We start from the raw sequence: 19,552 nt of genomic DNA, 5'->3' as shown, positions 1-19,552 counted from the left end.
TCGGCTTGATACCGACGATTTCGATTTCCTCGCCGACCTTGATGATGCCGCGCTCCACACGACCCGTCACCACCGTACCGCGGCCCGAGATCGAGAACACGTCTTCCACCGGCATCAGGAACGCGCCATCAACCGCACGCTCCGGCGTCGGGATGTACGTGTCCAGTGCGTCTGCCAGGTTCATGATCGCCACTTCGCCCAGCTCGCCCGTGTCGCCTTCCAGCGCCAGCTTTGCCGAACCCTTCACGATCGGCGTGTCGTCGCCCGGGAAGTCGTACTTCGACAGCAGCTCGCGAACTTCCATCTCGACCAGCTCGAGCAGTTCAGCGTCGTCCACCATGTCGCACTTGTTCAGGAACACGATGATGTACGGAACGCCAACCTGACGCGCCAGCAGGATGTGCTCACGCGTTTGCGGCATCGGGCCGTCTGCTGCCGAGCACACCAGGATCGCGCCGTCCATCTGCGCCGCGCCCGTGATCATGTTCTTCACATAGTCAGCGTGGCCCGGGCAGTCGACGTGTGCGTAGTGGCGGTTTGCCGTTTCGTACTCGACGTGTGCCGTGTTGATCGTGATGCCGCGCGCCTTTTCTTCCGGTGCCGCGTCGATCTGGTCGTACGCCTTCGCTTCGCCGCCGAACTTCTTCGTCAGAACCGTCGTGATCGCTGCCGTCAGCGTCGTCTTGCCGTGGTCAACGTGACCAATCGTACCAACGTTGACGTGCGGCTTGGTCCGCTCAAACTTTTCTTTTGCCATGATTCTCTTCTTTCAAAAAATATCGGTTGATAGCTGAGATTTACTTCGACTTCGCGCTGATGATCGCTTCAGCAACGTTGCGCGGAGCTTCGGCGTAGTGCTTGAACTCCATCGTGTACGTTGCACGACCTTGCGTCAGCGAACGCAGCGACGTCGAGTAACCGAACATTTCCGACAGCGGCACTTCGGCGCGAACGATCTTGCCGCCGCCGACCATGTCTTCCATGCCCTGGACGATGCCGCGACGGCCCGACAGGTCGCCCATCACGTTGCCCATGTAGTCTTCCGGCGTCTCGACTTCGACAGCCATCATCGGCTCGAGGACGACCGGGTTCGCCTTGCGCATTGCTTCCTTGAACGCCATCGAACCGGCCATGCGGAACGCGTTTTCGTTCGAGTCAACGTCGTGGTACGAACCGAACGTCAGGTGAACCTTCACGTCGACGACCGGGAAGCCAGCCAGCACGCCCGACTTCAGCGTGTCCTGGATACCCTTGTCGACCGCCGGGATGTATTCACGCGGAATCACACCACCCTTGATCTCGTCGAAGAACTCGTAGCCCTTGCCCTGCTCGTTCGGCTCGAGCGTAATGACCGCGTGACCGTACTGACCGCGACCACCCGACTGCTTGACGAACTTGCCGTCGACGTCCTTCGCCGTCGAGCGGATCGTTTCGCGGTACGCAACCTGCGGCTTGCCGACGGTCGCTTCCACGCCGAATTCACGCTTCATCCGGTCGACCAGAATTTCGAGGTGGAGCTCGCCCATGCCCGAAATGATGGTCTGGCCCGACTCTTCGTCGGTTTGCACTCGGAACGACGGGTCTTCCTGCGCGAGACGGTTCAGCGCGAGGCCCATCTTTTCCTGGTCGGCCTTCGTCTTCGGCTCGACGGCCTGCGAGATCACCGGCTCCGGGAACACCATGCGCTCGAGAACGATCGGGTTCGCCGGGTCGCACAGCGTGTCGCCCGTGGTTGCTTCCTTCAGGCCGACCGCTGCGGCGATGTCGCCTGCACGGACTTCCTTGATTTCTTCACGCTGGTTCGCGTGCATCTGCAGAATACGGCCGAGGCGTTCCTTCTTGCCCTTGGTCGAGTTCAGCAGCGTATCGCCCGAGTTGACGACGCCCGAGTACACACGGAAGAAGATCAGCTGGCCGACGAACGGGTCGGTCATGATCTTGAACGCGAGCGACGAGAACTTCTCGTCGTCCGACGCCTTGCGCTCCGCTTCTTCGCCGTTTTCGAGCTCGCCCTTGACCGGCGGGATGTCGACCGGCGACGGCAGGAAGTCGATCACGGCGTCGAGCATACGCTGCACGCCCTTGTTCTTGAACGCGGTGCCGCAGAGCATCGGCTGGATTTCGCACGCGATCGTACGGTCGCGCAGCGCCTTGACGATGTCGGCTTCCGGCAGATCGCCTTCTTCCAGGTACTTGTTCATCAGGTCTTCGCTGGCTTCAGCAGCCGCTTCGACCATCTTTTCGCGCCATTCCTTGCAGGTGTCTGCGAGCTCGGCCGGGATGTCGATGTAGTCGAACTTCGTGCCTTGCGACGCTTCGTCCCAAATGATCGCCTTCATCTTGATCAGGTCGACCACGCCCTTGAAGTTTTCTTCCGCGCCGATCGGCACCACGACCGGAACCGGGTTCGCCTTCAGGCGCAGACGGAGCTGGTCGTAGACCTTGAAGAAGTTCGCGCCGGTGCGGTCCATCTTGTTGACGAACGCGAGACGCGGCACCTTGTACTTGTTGGCCTGGCGCCACACCGTTTCCGACTGCGGCTGCACGCCGCCCACTGCGCAGTACACCATGCACGCGCCGTCGAGCACGCGCATCGAGCGCTCCACTTCGATCGTGAAGTCGACGTGGCCCGGGGTGTCGATGATGTTGATGCGGTGTTCCGGATAGTTGCCGCCCATGCCCTTCCAGAAGGCGGTGGTGGCAGCGGACGTGATCGTGATGCCACGCTCTTGTTCCTGCTCCATCCAGTCCATCGTTGCTGCGCCGTCGTGGACTTCACCGATCTTGTGGTTCACACCGGTGTAAAACAGAATGCGCTCGGTCGTCGTCGTTTTGCCGGCGTCGATGTGAGCGCTAATACCGATATTGCGGTAGCGCTCGATAGGAGTCTTGCGAGCCACTTTGATCCTCTACTGGGATGACGTGATGCAGCCCTGCTGCATCACGCCTCAACACAAACGGGCGAGGCGCCTGAAAAGCGCACCCGCCCGGAATTTATTTCCGCAAACAGCCCAGCCAGGCGCTTAGAAACGGAAATGCGAGAACGCGCGGTTGGCTTCTGCCATGCGGTGAACTTCATCGCGCTTCTTCATCGCGCCGCCACGGCCTTCGGCCGCTTCGGTGAGTTCGCCTGCCAGACGCAGAGCCATCGACTTCTCGCTGCGCTTCTTCGCAGCCTCACGCAGCCAGCGCATCGCCAATGCCATACGACGCGACGGGCGCACTTCGACCGGAACTTGATAGTTGGCACCACCAACGCGGCGGCTCTTCACTTCGACCACCGGCTTCACGTTGTTGAGCGCAACGGTGAACACTTCCAGCGGGTCCTTGCCACCCTTGGTCTGGATCTGTTCGAATGCGCCATAAACGATGCGCTCTGCGACCGACTTCTTGCCGGACAGCATCAGCATGTTCATGAACTTGGCTACATCAACGTTGCCGAACTTCGGATCCGGCAACACTTCCCGCTTGGGGACTTCGCGACGACGCGGCATGATTCTTCCTTTACCTGTTCAGTTGGAGCTGAATTCAGCCCCGCGGCCACCAACAAACCCGATCACATCTTCACGACTAACCAGCTTGGCCGGGTGACCACTTACTCGACAGCACCGGCAATCCGGCACTCCCGCCTTGACCGCCCTGCGGCGATCCCTGATCAAAAACTGCTTACTTGGCAGCCTTTGCACGCTTCGCGCCGTACTTCGAGCGCGCTTGCTTACGGTCCTTGACGCCCTGGGTATCCAGCGAGCCGCGAACCATGTGGTAACGCACACCCGGCAAGTCCTTCACACGGCCGCCGCGGATCAGCACAACCGAGTGTTCCTGCAGGTTGTGGCCTTCACCGCCGATGTACGAAATCACTTCGAAGCCGTTCGTCAGACGAACCTTGGCAACCTTACGGAGTGCCGAGTTCGGCTTCTTCGGCGTCGTCGTGTACACACGGGTGCACACGCCGCGACGCTGGGGGCAGTCCTGCAGGGCCGGGCTCTTGCTCTTCGTCGTTTCCGACTGACGGCCTTTGCGAACCAGTTGGTTGATGGTTGGCATTGTTTATTCCTGAAATTGAACAAAATCTGCACATCGATTTCGGGCAAAGCGAGAATCGACGCACAGTTGACTTCCGAACCGGCGATACGGACACAAACCGCTTCGAACCACGTTCGACGCGACTCGGCCCACCGATTACCGGAACCCAGCATGATATTCCGGAAATGCCAACTAAGTCAACGGCTTGCGTGATTCGCCGGCGGTACGGCCCGTTTGCCGGAAGGGTCGGAACAGCTGTGTCACGCCGATTCGACGACGTCGATGATCTCGTCGCCGAAGCGTTCGAGCTTGCGTACGCCCATGCCGGGGATGTGGCGAAGGTCGTCGATTGTCTCCGGCGCGTTGCGCGCGATTTCGGCGAGCGTCGCGTCGTGGAAGATCACGTAGGCGGGCACGCCGTCGGACTTCGCGGTTTCCGCACGCCACGCGCGCAGCGCGTCCCAGCGCGCGCGCTCGCGCGTGCCCATGCCGGCCGTCGGATCGACGCGCGTGCCGCTGCGGCTCGACGACTGGCGCGTGCGCTGCGGCTTCACATAGCGGCGCAGCGTGACCTTCTCCTCGTTCTTCAGCACGGGCTTCGCGGCCTCGGTGAGCACCAGCGCACCGAAACCGCCATGATCGACGGCGAGATAGCCGTACGCGACGAGTTGCCGGAAAATCGCGCGCCACTCCGGCTCGGACAGCGACGCGCCGATCCCGAACGTGCTCAGTTGTTCGTGTCCGCGCTGCAGCACCTTCTCGGTGCGGTTGCCGCGCAGGATCTCGATAAGATGGCTCGCGCCGAAATTGAAGCCGCTCGCGCGCTGCGCGCGGAACACGCACGACAACGCCATCTGCGCCTCGCGCGTCGCATCCCAGGAATCTGGCGGCTCAAGGCATGTGTCGCAGTTGCCGCACGGCTGGCTCGCCTCGCCGAAGTAATTCAGCAGCCGCACGCGGCGGCACGAGATCGTCTCGCACAGCCCGAGCAGTGCGTCGAGCTTCGACGTCTGCACGCGCTTGTGCGCGTCGTCCGCATCCGATTCGTCGATCATCTTGCGCTGCTGCACGACGTCGCCGAGGCCGTATGCCATCCACGCATTCGCAGGCAATCCGTCGCGGCCCGCGCGACCGGTTTCCTGGTAATAGCCTTCGACGCTCTTCGGCAAATCGAGGTGGGCGACGAAGCGCACGTCCGGCTTGTCGATGCCCATGCCGAATGCGATCGTCGCGCACATGACGATGCCTTCCTCGCGCTGGAACATTTCCTGGTGCTTCTGACGCACCTCGAATTCCATCCCGGCGTGATACGGCAGCGCGCGCACGCCCTGCGCCTTCAGCCATTCGGCGGTTTCCTCGACCTTGCGGCGCGACAGACAGTAGACGACGCCCGCGTCGGTTGTGCCGTCCGCATTCGTATGCTCGGCGCGGATGAAGTCGAGCAGTTGCGAGCGAGCGTTGTCCTTTTCGACGATCCGATAGCGGATGTTCGGACGATCGAAGCTCGACACGAAGACGCGCGCATCGTCGAGTGCGAGGCGATGAATGATCTCGTCGCGGGTGATTGCGTCGGCGGTGGCCGTCAGCGCGATGCGCGGCACCGACGGAAAGCGCTCGTGCAGCACCGACAGCTGGATGTATTCGGGGCGGAAGTCATGACCCCACTGCGACACGCAGTGCGCCTCGTCGATCGCAAACAGGCCGATCTTCGCGCGCTCGAGCAGCTCGAGAAAGCGCCCGGTCATCAGGCGCTCAGGCGCGACGTACAACAGGTCGATCTCGCCTTCGCGCAGCGCACGCTCGGTGGCCGCGGCCTCGGCGCCGGACAGCGTCGAGTTCAGGAAGGCCGCGCGCACGCCGACCTCGCTGAGCGCGGCGACCTGGTCCTGCATCAGCGCGATCAGCGGCGACACGACAATGCCCGCGCCGTGCCCGGCCTCGCGGCGCAGCAGCGCCGGAATCTGATAGCACAGCGACTTGCCGCCGCCGGTCGGCATCAGCACGAGGCAATCGCCGCCGCCGGCGATGTGTTCGACGATCTCGCCCTGCTGGCCGCGAAATGCGGAATAACCAAAGACTTCGTCGAGGATTTCGAGGGCGCGAGACATGAATGAAGAGTTGAAAGACTGCTGACGGCAACGATCCGGATTCTAGCAACCTTTGCGGCACGCAAAGCCGCTTCGCGCAGGGTTAGCCATTCGGACAATGCTCATTCGACGGATTGCAAACCGGGACTCCCGGTGAAAAACGCTCGTCATCCACCGACGTCGGTCGCTGTGCGGTGCTCACGAAAACCGTGAGAAATTCCGTGTTTCTCTACGGGAAGGCCGTCGATACAGTGGGCTCCGAGGTTGAGCATCATACTGACCGAATCCCGCCAGCGGTTCGACCTTATTCCATTAGGAGGCCGAGGCATCCGTGCCGTCGTCCCAGCAGGAAGACATCGTCTCTTACGCTGGCGCCGCCCGGCGGCACGACTCGCAACCTGGCGCGTCGATATCAGGCGCAAAAAAAACCGCCCGGCTGAACCGGGCGGTTTCGACGACAGCGAATACGCAGCGTAAGGCGGCTCGCGCCGCCCCCGCGCTTACTCGGCTGCCGGGTGTTGCGGCTCTTCCGCGGGCGCGCTCGGCGTGCCGAAGTCGAATGCCTCTTCCGCTGCGATCTGGTCGAAACGCTCGCGGTCGGACATTTCCTTCGCCTTGCGTGCCTTGTGGAACGCGAGACCCGTACCGGCCGGGATCAAACGGCCGACGATCACGTTTTCCTTCAGGCCGCGCAGATCGTCGCGCTTGCCCATGATCGCCGCTTCGGTCAGCACGCGGGTCGTTTCCTGGAACGATGCCGCGGAAATGAACGAGTCGGTCGACAGCGACGCCTTCGTGATACCGAGCAGCACGTTGTCGTACGAGGCCGGACGCTTGCCTTCGGCGATCATGCGATCGTTCTCGTCCAGCATGTCCGAACGCTCGACCTGTTCGCCCGGGATGAAGCGCGTATCGCCGTTGTCGGTGATCTGCACACGACGCAGCATCTGGCGAACGATCACCTCGATGTGCTTGTCGTTGATCTTCACGCCCTGCAGACGATACACGTCCTGCACTTCGTCGACGATGTAGCGCGACAGCGCCTCGATACCCTGCAGACGCAGGATGTCGTGCGGATCGGCCGGGCCGTCCACGATCATTTCGCCCTTGTTGACGACCTGAGCATCGTGGACCAGCACCTGCTTTTCCTTCGCGATCAGGAACTCGTGCTGATTGCCTTCGAGGTCCGTGATGACGAGACGCTGCTTGCCCTTCGTGTCCTTGCCGAACGACGTCGTACCGGTGACTTCCGCGAGAATGCCGGCATCCTTCGGCGAACGCGCTTCGAACAGCTCCGCCACCCGCGGCAGACCGCCGGTAATGTCACGCGTCTTCTGCGCTTCGGTCGGGATACGTGCGAGCACTTCACCCACCTGCACCTGCTGGCCGTCCTTCACGGTAATCAGTGCGCCGACCTGGAAGCCGATCTGCACCGCGTGTTCCGTGCCCGGAATCTTCACTTCCTCGCCGTTCGCGTCGAGCAGCTTCACCTGCGGACGCACGCTCTTCGAAGCTTGCGAGCCGCGACGCTTCACGTCGATCACGACCAGCGTCGACAGGCCGGTCACGTCGTCGATCTGCTTCGCGACGGTCACGCCTTCCTCGACGTTCTCGAACTTCACCGTACCACCGTACTCGGTGATGATCGGACGCGTCATCGGATCCCACGTGGCCAGCTGCGTGCCGGCCTTGATCGTCGCGCCGTCGAGCTGCAGCAGCGTCGCGCCGTACGGGATCTTGTGACGTTCGCGCTCGCGGCCGATATCGTCGGTGATCAGCGCCTCGCCCGAACGCGAGATGACGATCTGCTCGCCCTTCGCGTTGGTGACGTAACGCATCGTGGCCGTGAAGCGCACGATACCGTTGCTCTTCGCTTCGACCGACGACGCCACTGCCGCACGCGATGCCGCACCACCGATGTGGAACGTACGCATCGTCAGCTGCGTGCCCGGCTCACCGATCGACTGTGCCGCGATCACGCCGACTGCTTCGCCGACGTTCACCAGCGAGCCGCGGCCGAGGTCGCGGCCATAGCAGGCTGCGCACAGACCGTAACGCGTTTCGCAGGTGAGCGGCGTGCGCACGCGCACTTCGTCGATGCCGAGGCGTTCGATTTCCTCGACCGCCGTTTCGTCGAGCAGCGTGCCCGATTCGTACAGCGTTTCCTGCGTTTCCGGATTCACGACGTCCGCGACCGCGACGCGGCCGAGGATACGGTCGCGCAGCGCTTCGACGACTTCACCGCCTTCGACCAGCGCCTTCATCGCGACGCCATTCGACGTGCCGCAATCGTCCTCGACGACCACCAGATCCTGCGTGACGTCGACGAGACGACGCGTCAGGTAACCCGAGTTCGCGGTCTTCAGTGCCGTATCAGCCAGACCCTTACGTGCACCGTGGGTCGAGATGAAGTACTGCAGCACGTTCAGGCCTTCGCGGAAGTTCGCGGTAATCGGCGTCTCGATAATCGAGCCGTCCGGCTTCGCCATCAGGCCGCGCATACCGGCCAGCTGACGAATCTGCACCGCCGAACCCCGGGCGCCCGAGTCGGCCATCATGTAGATCGAGTTGAACGATTCCTGGCGCGTCTCGTTGCCGTCGCGATCGATCACCGGCTCCGTCGACAGCTGCTCCATCATCGCCTTGCCGACCGCTTCCGACGTTGCCGACCAGATGTCGACCACGTTGTTGTAGCGTTCCTGCGCGGTGACGAGACCCGACATGTACTGGCGGTCGTATTCCTTCACCTTCTTCGCGGCGTCGCCGACGATCGTTTCCTTTTGCGGCGGCACGAGCATGTCGTCCACGCAGATCGAGATGCCGGCGCGCGTCGCGAGACGGAAACCCGCCTGCATCAGCTGGTCGGCAAACACGACCGTCGCACGCAGACCGCACTTGCGGAACGCAGTGTTGATCAGACGCGAGATTTCCTTCTTCTTCAGCGGCTTGTTCAGCACCGAGAACGGCAGGCCGTGCGGCAGGATCTCCGACAGGATCGCACGACCGACGGTCGTCGCGTACAGCGTGATCTTCGGCACGAATTCCGGCGCGCCTTCCGACGTGTCCTCGTTGCGGACCATTTCGGTGATCCGTACGTTGACGCGCGATGCCAGCTCGACTTCCTTGTTCTCGTACGCGCGGATCACTTCCGACACGCCGGTGAACGACAGGCCTTCGCCCTTGCCGTTGATCGCTTCGCGGGTCGCGTAGTACAGACCCAGCACGATATCCTGCGACGGCACGATCGACGGGTCGCCGTTGGCCGGGAACAGCACGTTGTTCGACGCCAGCATCAGCGTACGCGCTTCCATCTGCGCTTCGAGCGACAGCGGCACGTGAACGGCCATCTGGTCACCGTCGAAGTCGGCGTTGAACGCCGCGCAGACGAGCGGGTGCAGCTGGATCGCCTTGCCTTCGATCAGAACCGGTTCGAACGCCTGGATACCGAGACGGTGCAGCGTCGGCGCACGGTTCAGCATCACCGGGTGCTCGCGGATCACCTCTTCGAGGATGTCCCACACGACCGGCGTCTGGTTCTCGACTTCCTTCTTCGCCGCCTTGATGGTCGTAGCGACGCCCATCACTTCAAGCTTGTTGAAGATGAACGGCTTGAACAGTTCGAGCGCCATCAGCTTCGGCAGACCGCACTGGTGCAACTTCAGCGTCGGGCCGACCACGATGACCGAACGGCCCGAGTAGTCGACGCGCTTGCCCAGCAGGTTCTGACGGAAACGGCCGCCCTTGCCCTTGATCATGTCGGCGAGCGACTTCAGCGGACGCTTGTTCGCGCCCGTCATCGCCTTGCCGCGACGACCGTTGTCGAGCAGCGAGTCGACGGCTTCCTGCAGCATCCGCTTTTCGTTGCGGACGATGATTTCAGGCGCCTTCAGCTCGAGCAGACGCTTCAACCGGTTGTTACGGTTGATCACGCGGCGATACAGGTCGTTCAGGTCCGACGTCGCGAAACGGCCGCCGTCCAGCGGCACGAGCGGACGCAGTTCCGGCGGCAGCACCGGCAGCACTTCGAGGATCATCCACTCGGGCTTGATGCCCGAGCGCTGGAATGCCTCGAGGACCTTCAGGCGCTTCGCGTACTTCTTGATCTTCGCTTCCGAACCGGTGTTCTTCAGCTCGGTGCGCAGCGTTTCGACCTGCTCGTCGATGTTGATTGCACGCAGCAGTTCACGCACGCCTTCCGCGCCCATCTCGGCACGGAATTCGTCGCCGTATTCCTCGACCTTGTTGTAGTAATCCTCTTCGGTCATGATCTGCCGCGCCTTCAGCGGCGTCATGCCCGGTTCGATCACCACGTACGCTTCGAAGTACAGCACGCGCTCGATGTCGCGCAGCGTCATGTCGAGCACCATGCCCAGACGCGACGGCAGCGACTTCAGGAACCAGATGTGCGCGACCGGCGAGGCCAGCTCGATGTGGCCCATGCGTTCGCGACGCACCTTCGCCAGCGTCACTTCGACGCCGCACTTCTCGCAGATCACGCCGCGGTGCTTCAGGCGCTTGTACTTGCCGCACAGGCACTCGTAGTCCTTGATCGGCCCGAAGATCTTCGCGCAGAACAGACCATCGCGTTCCGGCTTGAACGTACGGTAGTTGATGGTCTCCGGCTTCTTCACTTCGCCGAACGACCACGAACGGATCTTGTCCGGCGAGGCCAGACCGATCTTGATCGCGTCGAAAACTTCTTCCTGTTGGACTTGCTTGAATAGATCGAGCAGAGCTTTCATTGCCTTCTCTCCGTAGTCCGATTAATTGCGGTCGAGATCGATGTCGATACCGAGCGAGCGGATTTCCTTCACCAGCACGTTGAAGGATTCCGGCATGCCTGCATCGATCACGTGATCGCCCTTGACGAGGTTCTCGTACACCTTCGTCCGGCCGGTCACGTCGTCCGACTTCACCGTCAGCATTTCCTGCAGCACGTAGGACGCGCCGTACGCTTCGAGTGCCCACACTTCCATTTCACCGAAACGCTGGCCGCCGAACTGCGCCTTACCACCCAGCGGCTGCTGCGTGACGAGCGAGTACGGGCCGGTCGAACGCGCGTGCATCTTGTCGTCGACCAAGTGGTGCAGCTTCAGGTAGTGCATGTAGCCGAGCGTCACGCGGCGTTCGAACGGCTCGCCCGTGCGGCCGTCGTACAGGCGGACCTGGTTCTTCGACGGGTTCATGTCGAGCTGCTGCGCGATGTCGTCCGGGAACGCGAGGTCGAGCATCTTGCCCATTTCTTCCTCGGTCGCACCGTCGAACACCGGCGTCGCGAACGGCACGCCTTCGCGCAGGTTCTTCGCGAGTTCGAGGATCTCGTCGTCGGTGAAACTTTCCAGATCTTCCTGGCGGCCCGACTCGTTGTAGATCTTCGTCAGGAACACGCGCAGTTCCTCGATCTTCGCCTGACGCTGCAGCATCTCGCCGATACGCCAGCCGAGACCCTTCGCGGCCCAGCCGAGGTGGACTTCCAGAACCTGACCCACGTTCATCCGCGACGGCACGCCGAGCGGGTTCAGCACGACGTCTGCCGGACGGCCGTCGGCCATGTACGGCATGTCTTCGATCGGAACGATCTTCGACACGACACCCTTGTTGCCGTGACGGCCTGCCATCTTGTCGCCAGGCTGCAGGCGGCGCTTCACCGCCAGGTACACCTTGACCATCTTCAGCACGCCCGGCGGCAGTTCGTCGCCTTGCGTGAGCTTCTTGCGCTTCTCTTCGAACGCGAGGTCGAACTGGTGACGCTTCTCTTCGATCGAGTTCTTGATCGCTTCGAGCTGCGCCGCTGCTTCGTCATCCGCAAGGCGGATGTCGAACCAGTGGTAGTGGTCGAGGTCTTCCAGGTAAGCCTGGTCGATCTTCGTGCCCTTCGCGAGCTTCTTCGGACCGCCGTTCGCAACCTTGCCCACGAGCATGCGCGCAAGACGCTGGAACGCGTCGCCTTCAACGATGCGCAGCTGGTCGTTCAGGTCGAGACGGTAGCGCTTCAGTTCGTCGTCGATGATCTGTTGCGCGCGCTTGTCGCGCTGGATGCCTTCACGCGTGAACACCTGGACGTCGATCACGGTGCCGCTCATGCCCGACGGCACGCGCAGCGACGTGTCCTTCACGTCCGAAGCCTTCTCGCCGAAGATCGCGCGCAGCAGCTTCTCTTCCGGCGTCAGCTGGGTCTCGCCCTTCGGCGTGACCTTGCCGACCAGTACGTCGCCCGCTTCGACTTCCGCACCGATGTACACGATGCCCGATTCGTCGAGACGGCCGAGCTGGACTTCCGCCAGGTTCGAGATGTCGCGCGTGATTTCTTCCGGCCCGAGCTTCGTGTCGCGTGCAACGACGTTCAGCTCTTCGATGTGGATCGACGTGTAGCGATCGTCGGCCACGACCTTCTCCGAGATCAGGATCGAGTCCTCGAAGTTGTAGCCGTTCCACGGCATGAACGCGATCAGCATGTTCTGGCCGAGCGCAAGCTCGCCCAGGTCCGTGGATGCGCCATCGGCCAGCACGTCGCCGCGCGAGACCTTGTCGCCCATCTTCACGATCGGACGCTGATTGATGTTCGTGTTCTGGTTCGAACGCGTGTACTTGATCAGGTTGTAGATGTCGACACCGACTTCACCTGCGACCGCTTCGTCGTCGTTCACGCGAATCACGATACGGCCTGCATCGACGTAGTCGACGACGCCGCCACGGAACGCCTGAACCGTCGTGCCCGAGTCGACCGCGCAGGTGCGCTCGATGCCCGTACCGACGACCGGCTTTTCCGGACGCAGACACGGCACGGCCTGACGCTGCATGTTCGAACCCATCAGTGCACGGTTCGCGTCGTCGTGCTCGAGGAACGGGATCAGCGAAGCTGCAACCGACACGATCTGCGACGGCGCGACGTCCATGTACTGGATACGGTCCGGCGTGACCATCATCGTTTCGCCGGCTTCACGCGACGACACGAGTTCGTCGATCAGTCGGCCGTCTTCGTCGATCGCGGCGTTCGCCTGGGCGATCATGTAGCGGCCTTCCTCGATCGCCGACAGGTAGTCGATCTGGTCGGTCACCTTGCCGTCCACGACCTTGCGGTACGGCGTCTCGAGGAAGCCGTACTCGTTCAGGTGCGCGTACAGCGCCAGCGAGTTGATCAGGCCGATGTTCGGACCTTCCGGCGTTTCGATCGGGCACACGCGGCCGTAGTGGGTCGGGTGCACGTCGCGCACTTCGAAGCCTGCGCGCTCGCGCGTCAGACCGCCCGGGCCCAGTGCGGAAACACGGCGCTTGTGCGTGATTTCCGACAGCGGGTTGGTCTGGTCCATGAACTGCGACAGCTGCGACGAACCGAAGAACTCGCGGATCGCCGACGAAATCGGCTTCGAGTTGATCAGGTCGTGCGGCATCAGGTTTTCGCTTTCGGCCTGGCCGAGGCGTTCCTTGACCGCGCGCTCGACACGCACGAGACCCGCGCGGAACTGGTTTTCCGCCAGTTCGCCGACGCAACGCACGCGACGGTTGCCGAGGTGGTCGATGTCGTCCACTTCGCCCTTGCCGTTGCGCAGCTCGACGAGGATCTTGATCGTCGCGAGGATGTCGTCGTCCTGCAGCGTCATCGGGCCGACGATTTCGTCACGGCCGACGCGGCGGTTGAACTTCATGCGGCCGACCTTCGACAGGTCGTACGCTTCTTCGCTGTAGAACAGACGGTTGAACAGCGCCTCGACCGCTTCTTCGGTCGGCGGCTCGCCCGGACGCATCATCCGGTAGATTGCGATGCGCGCGGCCGTCTTGTCGGTCGTTTCGTCGACACGCAGCGTCGACGAAATGTACGGGCCCTGGTCCAGATCGTTCGTGTAGAGCGTCTGGATGTCCTTGATGCCCGCTTCGCGCAGCTTCTCGAGCACGCTTTCGGTGATTTCGTCGTTCGCGCTCGCGATCACTTCACCGGTGTCGCCGTCGACGACGTTCTTCGCCAGCACGCGGCCGAGCAGATAGTCTTCCGGCACCGAGATGAACTTCGTCTTCGCGGCTTCGAGGTCGCGGATGTGCTTCGCATTGATCCGCTTGTCCTTCTGGACGATGACCTTGCCATCACGATCCGTGATGTCGAATCGCGCGACTTCACCACGCAGGCGCTCGGGCACGAACTCGAGTTGCGCGCCTTCGTCCATCAGCGTGAAGTTGTCGAACACGAAGAAGTTCGCGAGGATCTGTTCCGGCGTGAGGCCGATGGCCTTCAGCAGGATCGTGACCGGCATCTTGCGGCGACGGTCGACGCGGAAGTACAGGATGTCCTTCGGATCGAATTCGAAGTCGAGCCACGAGCCGCGGTACGGAATGATCCGTGCCGAGAACAGCAGCTTGCCCGAGCTGTGCGTCTTGCCCTTGTCGTGTTCGAAGAACACGCCCGGCGAACGGTGCAGCTGCGAGACGATGACACGCTCGGTGCCGTTGATGACGAACGAGCCCGTCGGCGTCATGAGCGGAATTTCGCCCATGTACACTTCCTGCTCCTTCACTTCCTTGACGACCGGCTTGTTCGGCGATTCCTTGTCGAGGATGACGAGGCGGACCTTCGCGCGCAGCGCGGAGCAGTACGTCAGGCCCCGCTGCTGGCATTCCTTGATGTTGAATGCCGGCGAGGACAGCGCATAGCTCACGAACTCGAGGCGCGCAAAGCCGTTGTGCGAAACAATGGGAAATACCGATGTGAATGCGGCCTGCAAACCTTCAGGCTTGCGTTGCGTGACCGGCACATCGGCTTGCAGAAACGTGCTGAATGATTCAAGCTGGGTGGCCAGCAAGAACGGAACTTGGTGAACGATGGGGCGCTTCGCGAAACTCTTGCGAATGCGCTTCTTCTCGGTGAAGGAATATTGCATACGATCTCCGAATCACGGCGGGTGCTATCGAGGTGGGATACCTGGACGTTTCAAACCCGAGTGTTCACCGACTGAGACCCGATGGCCGCCCGATGGCTTGAACGAGCCGAGAAGCTTGGTGGTTGGCCGCTACCAACCGCTGGCTGACGGCAGCGGATGCCTGTGTTGCCCGCTACCCGACCAAACTTGCCTTCTGCAGTCGCTTCAGAAGACAAAGAGAAACGCCAATCGTGACCATTGACAACGATTTGACGGTTTTCTTTGGCTTCTGGGGCCGATTATTCGGGCTCCCAAAAGAGTGCCAGAATAACGTCCCCACAAAGCACAAAAAGGCCGGCGGTGAAAATACCGCCAGCCTTCGCACAGCGCGTCGAAACTTACTTGACTTCGACCTTCGCGCCAGCTTCTTCCAGCTTCTTCTTGGCTTCGTCAGCAGCAGCCTTGTCGACGCCTTCCTTGACAGCCTTCGGTGCGCCGTCAACGACGTCCTTCGCTTCCTTCAGGCCCAGGCCCGTCAGTTCGCGAACTGCCTTGATGACTGCAACCTTGTTGCTGCCTGCTTCAGCCAGGACGACCGTGAATTCGGTCTTCTCTTCTGCAGCAGCAGCAGCGCCGCCGCCTGCCGGGCCAGCGACTGCGACTGCAGCTGCCGACACGCCAAACTTCTCTTCGAACGCCTTGACCAGTTCGTTCAGTTCCAGAACGGTCATCCCTTCGACTGCTGCCAGGATGTCTTCTTTTGCGATTGCCATTTGAAATACTCCTAAATTGAATTCGGATACAGCCAGCGATCAGTGACGCTGATGCACGCTCGATTACGCAGCTTCCGCTTGCTTCTTCTCGGCCAGCGCGGCAAGAGCACGCGCGAAGCCCGAAACAGGCGCTTGCATAACGAACAGCAGCTTCGAGAGCAGTTCTTCACGGCTCGGGATGCTTGCCAGCGCTTGCACGCCAGCCTTGTCCATCACCTTGCCATCGAACGAACCGGCCTTGATGACCAACTTGTCATTGCTCTTGCTGAAGTCGTTGACGACCTTGGCAGCAGCAATTGCATCTTCCGAGATGCCGTAGATCAGGGGACCAGTCATCTGCTCTGCCAGCGGAGCAAAAGGCGTACCTTCGACGGCGCGACGCGCCAGCGTGTTCTTCAACACGCGCAGGTAAACCTGTTGCTCACGCGCTTTCGCGCGCAGCTTGGTCAGATCGCCAACCGCAATTCCACGATACTCAGCCAGCACAACGGTCTGGGCCTTCGCGACTTGCGCGGAAACCTCAGCGACGACGGCTTGCTTGTCTTCTCTATTAAGCGGCACGGTTAGCCTCCAGAAACGATACGCTCGGCTTGCCGATATGGCGCGAACCTCACGTACCTCGTTCAACAACGGCGTCCGACCTCGTTAGGAGTATTTCCACCTCACGCCGTGAATCGCTGCACGACCTGCGGCTTCACCACTACAAAACTTTTTCGGGTTCGCCATCTGCGTTGGCTTGAATTAAGGGATCGCCTGCCTGCTGCGTCCCACCAACGGTCTTTGATAACCGGTTGCCCGCCATGCTGCACGAACAACCGCCCAAAGCCCATGTAGGCCGCTTCGCGAACGAAGCGGCCCGAATACTTGCTTACTGTGCTGCGAGCGTAGCCTGGTCGACACGCACGCCGACGCCCATCGTGCTCGACAGTGCGATCTTGCGCAGGTAGACGCCCTTGCTCGTTGCCGGCTTGGCCTTCTGCAGCGCTTCGATCAGTGCCGACAGGTTCGAACGCAGTGCGTCTGCTTCGAACGATGCACGGCCGATGGTCGCGTGGATGATACCGGCCTTGTCGACACGGAATTGCACCTGACCAGCCTTCGCGTTCTTGACTGCAGTCGCGACGTCCGGCGTGACCGTACCGACCTTCGGGTTCGGCATCAGGCCGCGCGGGCCGAGAATCTGACCGAGCGTACCGACGATACGCATCGTGTCCGGCGAAGCGATCACGATGTCGAAGTCCATCTGGCCAGCCTTGATTTGCTCAGCCAGGTCTTCCATACCGACGATTTCCGCGCCTGCTGCACGAGCTTGCTCGGCCTTGTCGCCTTGTGCGAACACGGCAACGCGAACCGACTTGCCCGTACCTGCCGGCAGAACGACCGAACCACGAACGACCTGGTCCGACTTCTTCGCATCGATGCCGAGCTGGACTGCGACGTCGATCGATTCGTTGAACTTCGCGCTCGCGCATTCCTTCACGAGTGCCAGTGCGTCTTCGATCGCGTACAGCTTCTGACGGTCGACCTTGGCGGCAAATGCCTGACGGCGCTTGGAGATCTTAGCCATTTACACGCCCTCCACAGTGATGCCCATCGAGCGTGCGCTACCAGCGATGGTGCGAACGGCTGCGTCCAGATCAGCTGCCGTGAGATCCGGCATCTTGGTCTTCGCGATTTCTTCGGCTTGAGCGCGCGTGATCGAACCGACCTTGTCGGTGTGCGGCTTGCTCGAGCCCTTGTCCACCTTCGCCGCCTTCTTGATCAGGACGGTCGCCGGCGGCGTCTTCATCACGAACGTGAAGCTCTTGTCAGCGTATGCCGTGATGACCACCGGCACCGGCAGACCCGGCTCCATGCCTTGAGTCTGCGCGTTGAACGCCTTGCAGAACTCCATGATGTTCAGGCCGCGCTGGCCCAGTGCCGGACCGACCGGCGGCGACGGGTTGGCTTTACCTGCAGGAATCTGCAGCTTGATAAAGCCGACAATCTTCTTTGCCATTTGTAAACCTCGTTGGAACGCCAGGTGGCGTTCGGTGAGTAGTAACGCGCGTTCGCCCCTGGCTACTGACGCTCCTCAACGGCCATGACGCGGGCCGTAAGCGCGAAGGTGGGCAGCCGAGGCTGCCCACCGAATCGGGATCAAACTTTTTCGACCTGACCGAACTCGAGTTCGACCGGGGTGGATCGGCCAAAGATCGTGACCGACACACGCACGCGCGATTTTTCGTAGTTGACTTCCTCGACCGTGCCGTTGAAGTCCGTGAACGGACCTTCCTTGACACGCACCATCTCGCCAACTTCGAACAGGGTCTTCGGGCGCGGCTTCTCCACACCTTCCTGCATCTGCGACATGATCTTCTCGACTTCCTTCGGGGAAATCGGAGTCGGGCGATTGCGCGCACCGCCGACGAAGCCCGTGACCTTTGCCGTGTTCTTCACGAGGTGCCACGTCTCGTCCGTCATCTCCATTTCCACCAGCACATAGCCGGGGAAGAAACGACGTTCGGTTACAGCCTTGTGGCCGCCCTTGACTTCGACCACTTCTTCGGTCGGCACCAGGATCTGACCGAATTTGTCCTGCATGCCAGCACGTTCGATGCGCTCCTGAAGCGCACGCTGCACGCTCTTCTCCATACCGGAGTAGGCGTGCACGACGTACCAACGCTTTCCGCTCGGGGATGCCGGAGTATCGCTCATATCATTTCCAACCCAGAATCGCCGAGAAAATCACCCATTCGATCGATTTGTCGCTCAACCAGAGGAAAATCGCCATCACGAGCACGAAACCGAACACGACGAGTGTGGTTTGCGTTGCTTCCTTGCGGGTGGGCCAAACGACCTTGCGGACTTCCTTGTACGAATCCTTGGCAAACGCGATGAGGCTTTTGCCAGGTGCGGACATCAGACCGACGGCCACGCCGGCGATGATACCTACCGCCAACGCGGCACCGCGGACATACCACTGCTGGTTGGCCAGCCAGAAGAAGCCCACGAATCCGGCCAAGACCAGCAATACGCCCAGGGCCAGCATCAGCTTATCGCCGGAGGTATTTACAGTTTCGACGGATGGATTCGCCATAACACCTTAAAACAAATGCCACGTGGGACACGTGGCGATTTTTGGCAGGGGCAGAGGGAATCGAACCCCCAACCTTCGGTTTTGGAGACCGACGCTCTGCCAGTTGAGCTATACCCCTAAACCATGCTGGGGCTGGCTGTTGCCAGCCCCAAAACTGTCGATCAACGAATAACTGGCTTACTCGATGATCTTGGCGACGACGCCTGCGCCGACGGTACGGCCGCCTTCGCGGATTGCGAAGCGCAGACCTTCTTCCATCGCGATCGGCGCGATCAGCTTCACCGTGATCGACACGTTGTCGCCCGGCATCACCATTTCCTTGTCCTTCGGCAGCTCGATCGAGCCCGTCACGTCCGTCGTACGGAAGTAGAACTGCGGACGGTAGTTGTTGAAGAACGGCGTGTGACGGCCGCCTTCGTCCTTGCTCAGCACGTACACTTCTGCCGTGAAGTGCGTGTGCGGCGTGATCGAACCCGGCTTCGCCAGAACCTGGCCGCGCTCCACGTCTTCACGCTTCGTGCCGCGCAGCAGGATACCGACGTTGTCGCCTGCCTGACCTTGGTCCAGCAGCTTGCGGAACATTTCAACGCCCGTGCAGGTCGTCTTCACCGTCGGCTTGATACCGACGATTTCGATTTCCTCGCCGACCTTGATGATGCCGCGCTCCACACGACCCGTCACCACCGTACCGCGGCCCGAGATCGAGAACACGTCTTCCACCGGCATCAGGAACGCGCC

Annotated in this window: 14 protein-coding genes and 1 tRNA gene; all 15 read right to left on the bottom strand. The window is 61.5% G+C overall.

The window, feature by feature from the left end:
• The coding region (locus KDW55_RS28780; protein WP_212161863.1) for an elongation factor Tu at window positions 1–757 on the bottom strand (757 nt) is incomplete at its 3' end.
• Between the two features lie 40 nt (window positions 758–797).
• The gene (fusA, locus tag KDW55_RS28775) at window positions 798–2,900 is read right to left on the bottom strand and encodes an elongation factor G (protein ID WP_040143044.1); all 2,103 of its coding nucleotides are present in this window, start codon (window positions 2,898–2,900) and stop codon (window positions 798–800) included.
• Window positions 2,901–3,023: 123 nt separating this feature from the next.
• The gene (rpsG, locus tag KDW55_RS28770) at window positions 3,024–3,494 is read right to left on the bottom strand and encodes a 30S ribosomal protein S7 (protein ID WP_034209730.1); all 471 of its coding nucleotides are present in this window, start codon (window positions 3,492–3,494) and stop codon (window positions 3,024–3,026) included.
• A gap of 172 nt (window positions 3,495–3,666) precedes the next feature.
• A complete protein-coding gene (rpsL, locus tag KDW55_RS28765) occupies window positions 3,667–4,047 on the bottom strand; it encodes a 30S ribosomal protein S12 (protein WP_006400662.1) in 381 nt (126 codons plus the stop codon).
• Between the two features lie 239 nt (window positions 4,048–4,286).
• Complete coding sequence (gene recQ, locus KDW55_RS28760) at window positions 4,287–6,134, bottom strand: DNA helicase RecQ (RefSeq protein WP_212161862.1); 1,848 nt, start codon at window positions 6,132–6,134, stop codon at window positions 4,287–4,289.
• Window positions 6,135–6,613: 479 nt separating this feature from the next.
• Window positions 6,614–10,855 carry a DNA-directed RNA polymerase subunit beta' gene (gene rpoC / locus KDW55_RS28755; RefSeq protein WP_040143034.1) on the bottom strand — a complete coding sequence of 1,414 codons (4,242 nt, stop codon included), beginning with the start codon at window positions 10,853–10,855 and terminating at the stop codon, window positions 6,614–6,616.
• A 21-nt stretch (window positions 10,856–10,876) separates the two neighbouring features.
• Window positions 10,877–14,983, bottom strand: coding sequence for a DNA-directed RNA polymerase subunit beta (gene rpoB, locus KDW55_RS28750; RefSeq protein ID WP_040143032.1), 4,107 nt, complete (start codon window positions 14,981–14,983; stop codon window positions 10,877–10,879).
• A 377-nt stretch (window positions 14,984–15,360) separates the two neighbouring features.
• Window positions 15,361–15,735: a 50S ribosomal protein L7/L12 gene (gene rplL, locus KDW55_RS28745; RefSeq protein WP_040143030.1), complete on the bottom strand. Its 375-nt coding sequence runs from the start codon at window positions 15,733–15,735 to the stop codon at window positions 15,361–15,363.
• Between the two features lie 63 nt (window positions 15,736–15,798).
• Window positions 15,799–16,296, bottom strand: a complete 498-nt coding sequence (gene rplJ / locus KDW55_RS28740; protein WP_040143029.1) for a 50S ribosomal protein L10 — start codon at window positions 16,294–16,296, stop codon at window positions 15,799–15,801.
• Between the two features lie 307 nt (window positions 16,297–16,603).
• The gene (rplA, locus tag KDW55_RS28735; RefSeq protein ID WP_040143027.1) at window positions 16,604–17,302 is read right to left on the bottom strand and encodes a 50S ribosomal protein L1; all 699 of its coding nucleotides are present in this window, start codon (window positions 17,300–17,302) and stop codon (window positions 16,604–16,606) included.
• Entirely contained in the window at window positions 17,303–17,734 is a 432-nt protein-coding gene (rplK, locus tag KDW55_RS28730) for a 50S ribosomal protein L11 (protein ID WP_006400671.1), read from the bottom strand.
• 140 nt (window positions 17,735–17,874) lie between these two features.
• Window positions 17,875–18,432 (bottom strand): transcription termination/antitermination protein NusG, encoded by a 558-nt coding sequence (gene nusG, locus KDW55_RS28725; protein ID WP_006400672.1) that lies wholly within the window; start codon window positions 18,430–18,432, stop codon window positions 17,875–17,877.
• A 1-nt stretch (window position 18,433) separates the two neighbouring features.
• Window positions 18,434–18,814: a preprotein translocase subunit SecE gene (gene secE / locus KDW55_RS28720; RefSeq protein ID WP_006482892.1), complete on the bottom strand. Its 381-nt coding sequence runs from the start codon at window positions 18,812–18,814 to the stop codon at window positions 18,434–18,436.
• Between the two features lie 42 nt (window positions 18,815–18,856).
• Window positions 18,857–18,932: transfer RNA gene (locus KDW55_RS28715), tRNA-Trp, on the bottom strand.
• Between the two features lie 59 nt (window positions 18,933–18,991).
• On the bottom strand, window positions 18,992–19,552 hold a 561-nt coding region (locus KDW55_RS28710; protein ID WP_249174187.1), incomplete at its 5' end, for an EF-Tu/IF-2/RF-3 family GTPase.

Source organism: Burkholderia sp. AU19243 (assembly GCF_018148075.1).
Classification (GTDB): Bacteria; Pseudomonadota; Gammaproteobacteria; order Burkholderiales; family Burkholderiaceae; genus Burkholderia; species Burkholderia latens_A.
This window is presented reverse-complemented; position numbering and strand designations above follow the sequence as displayed.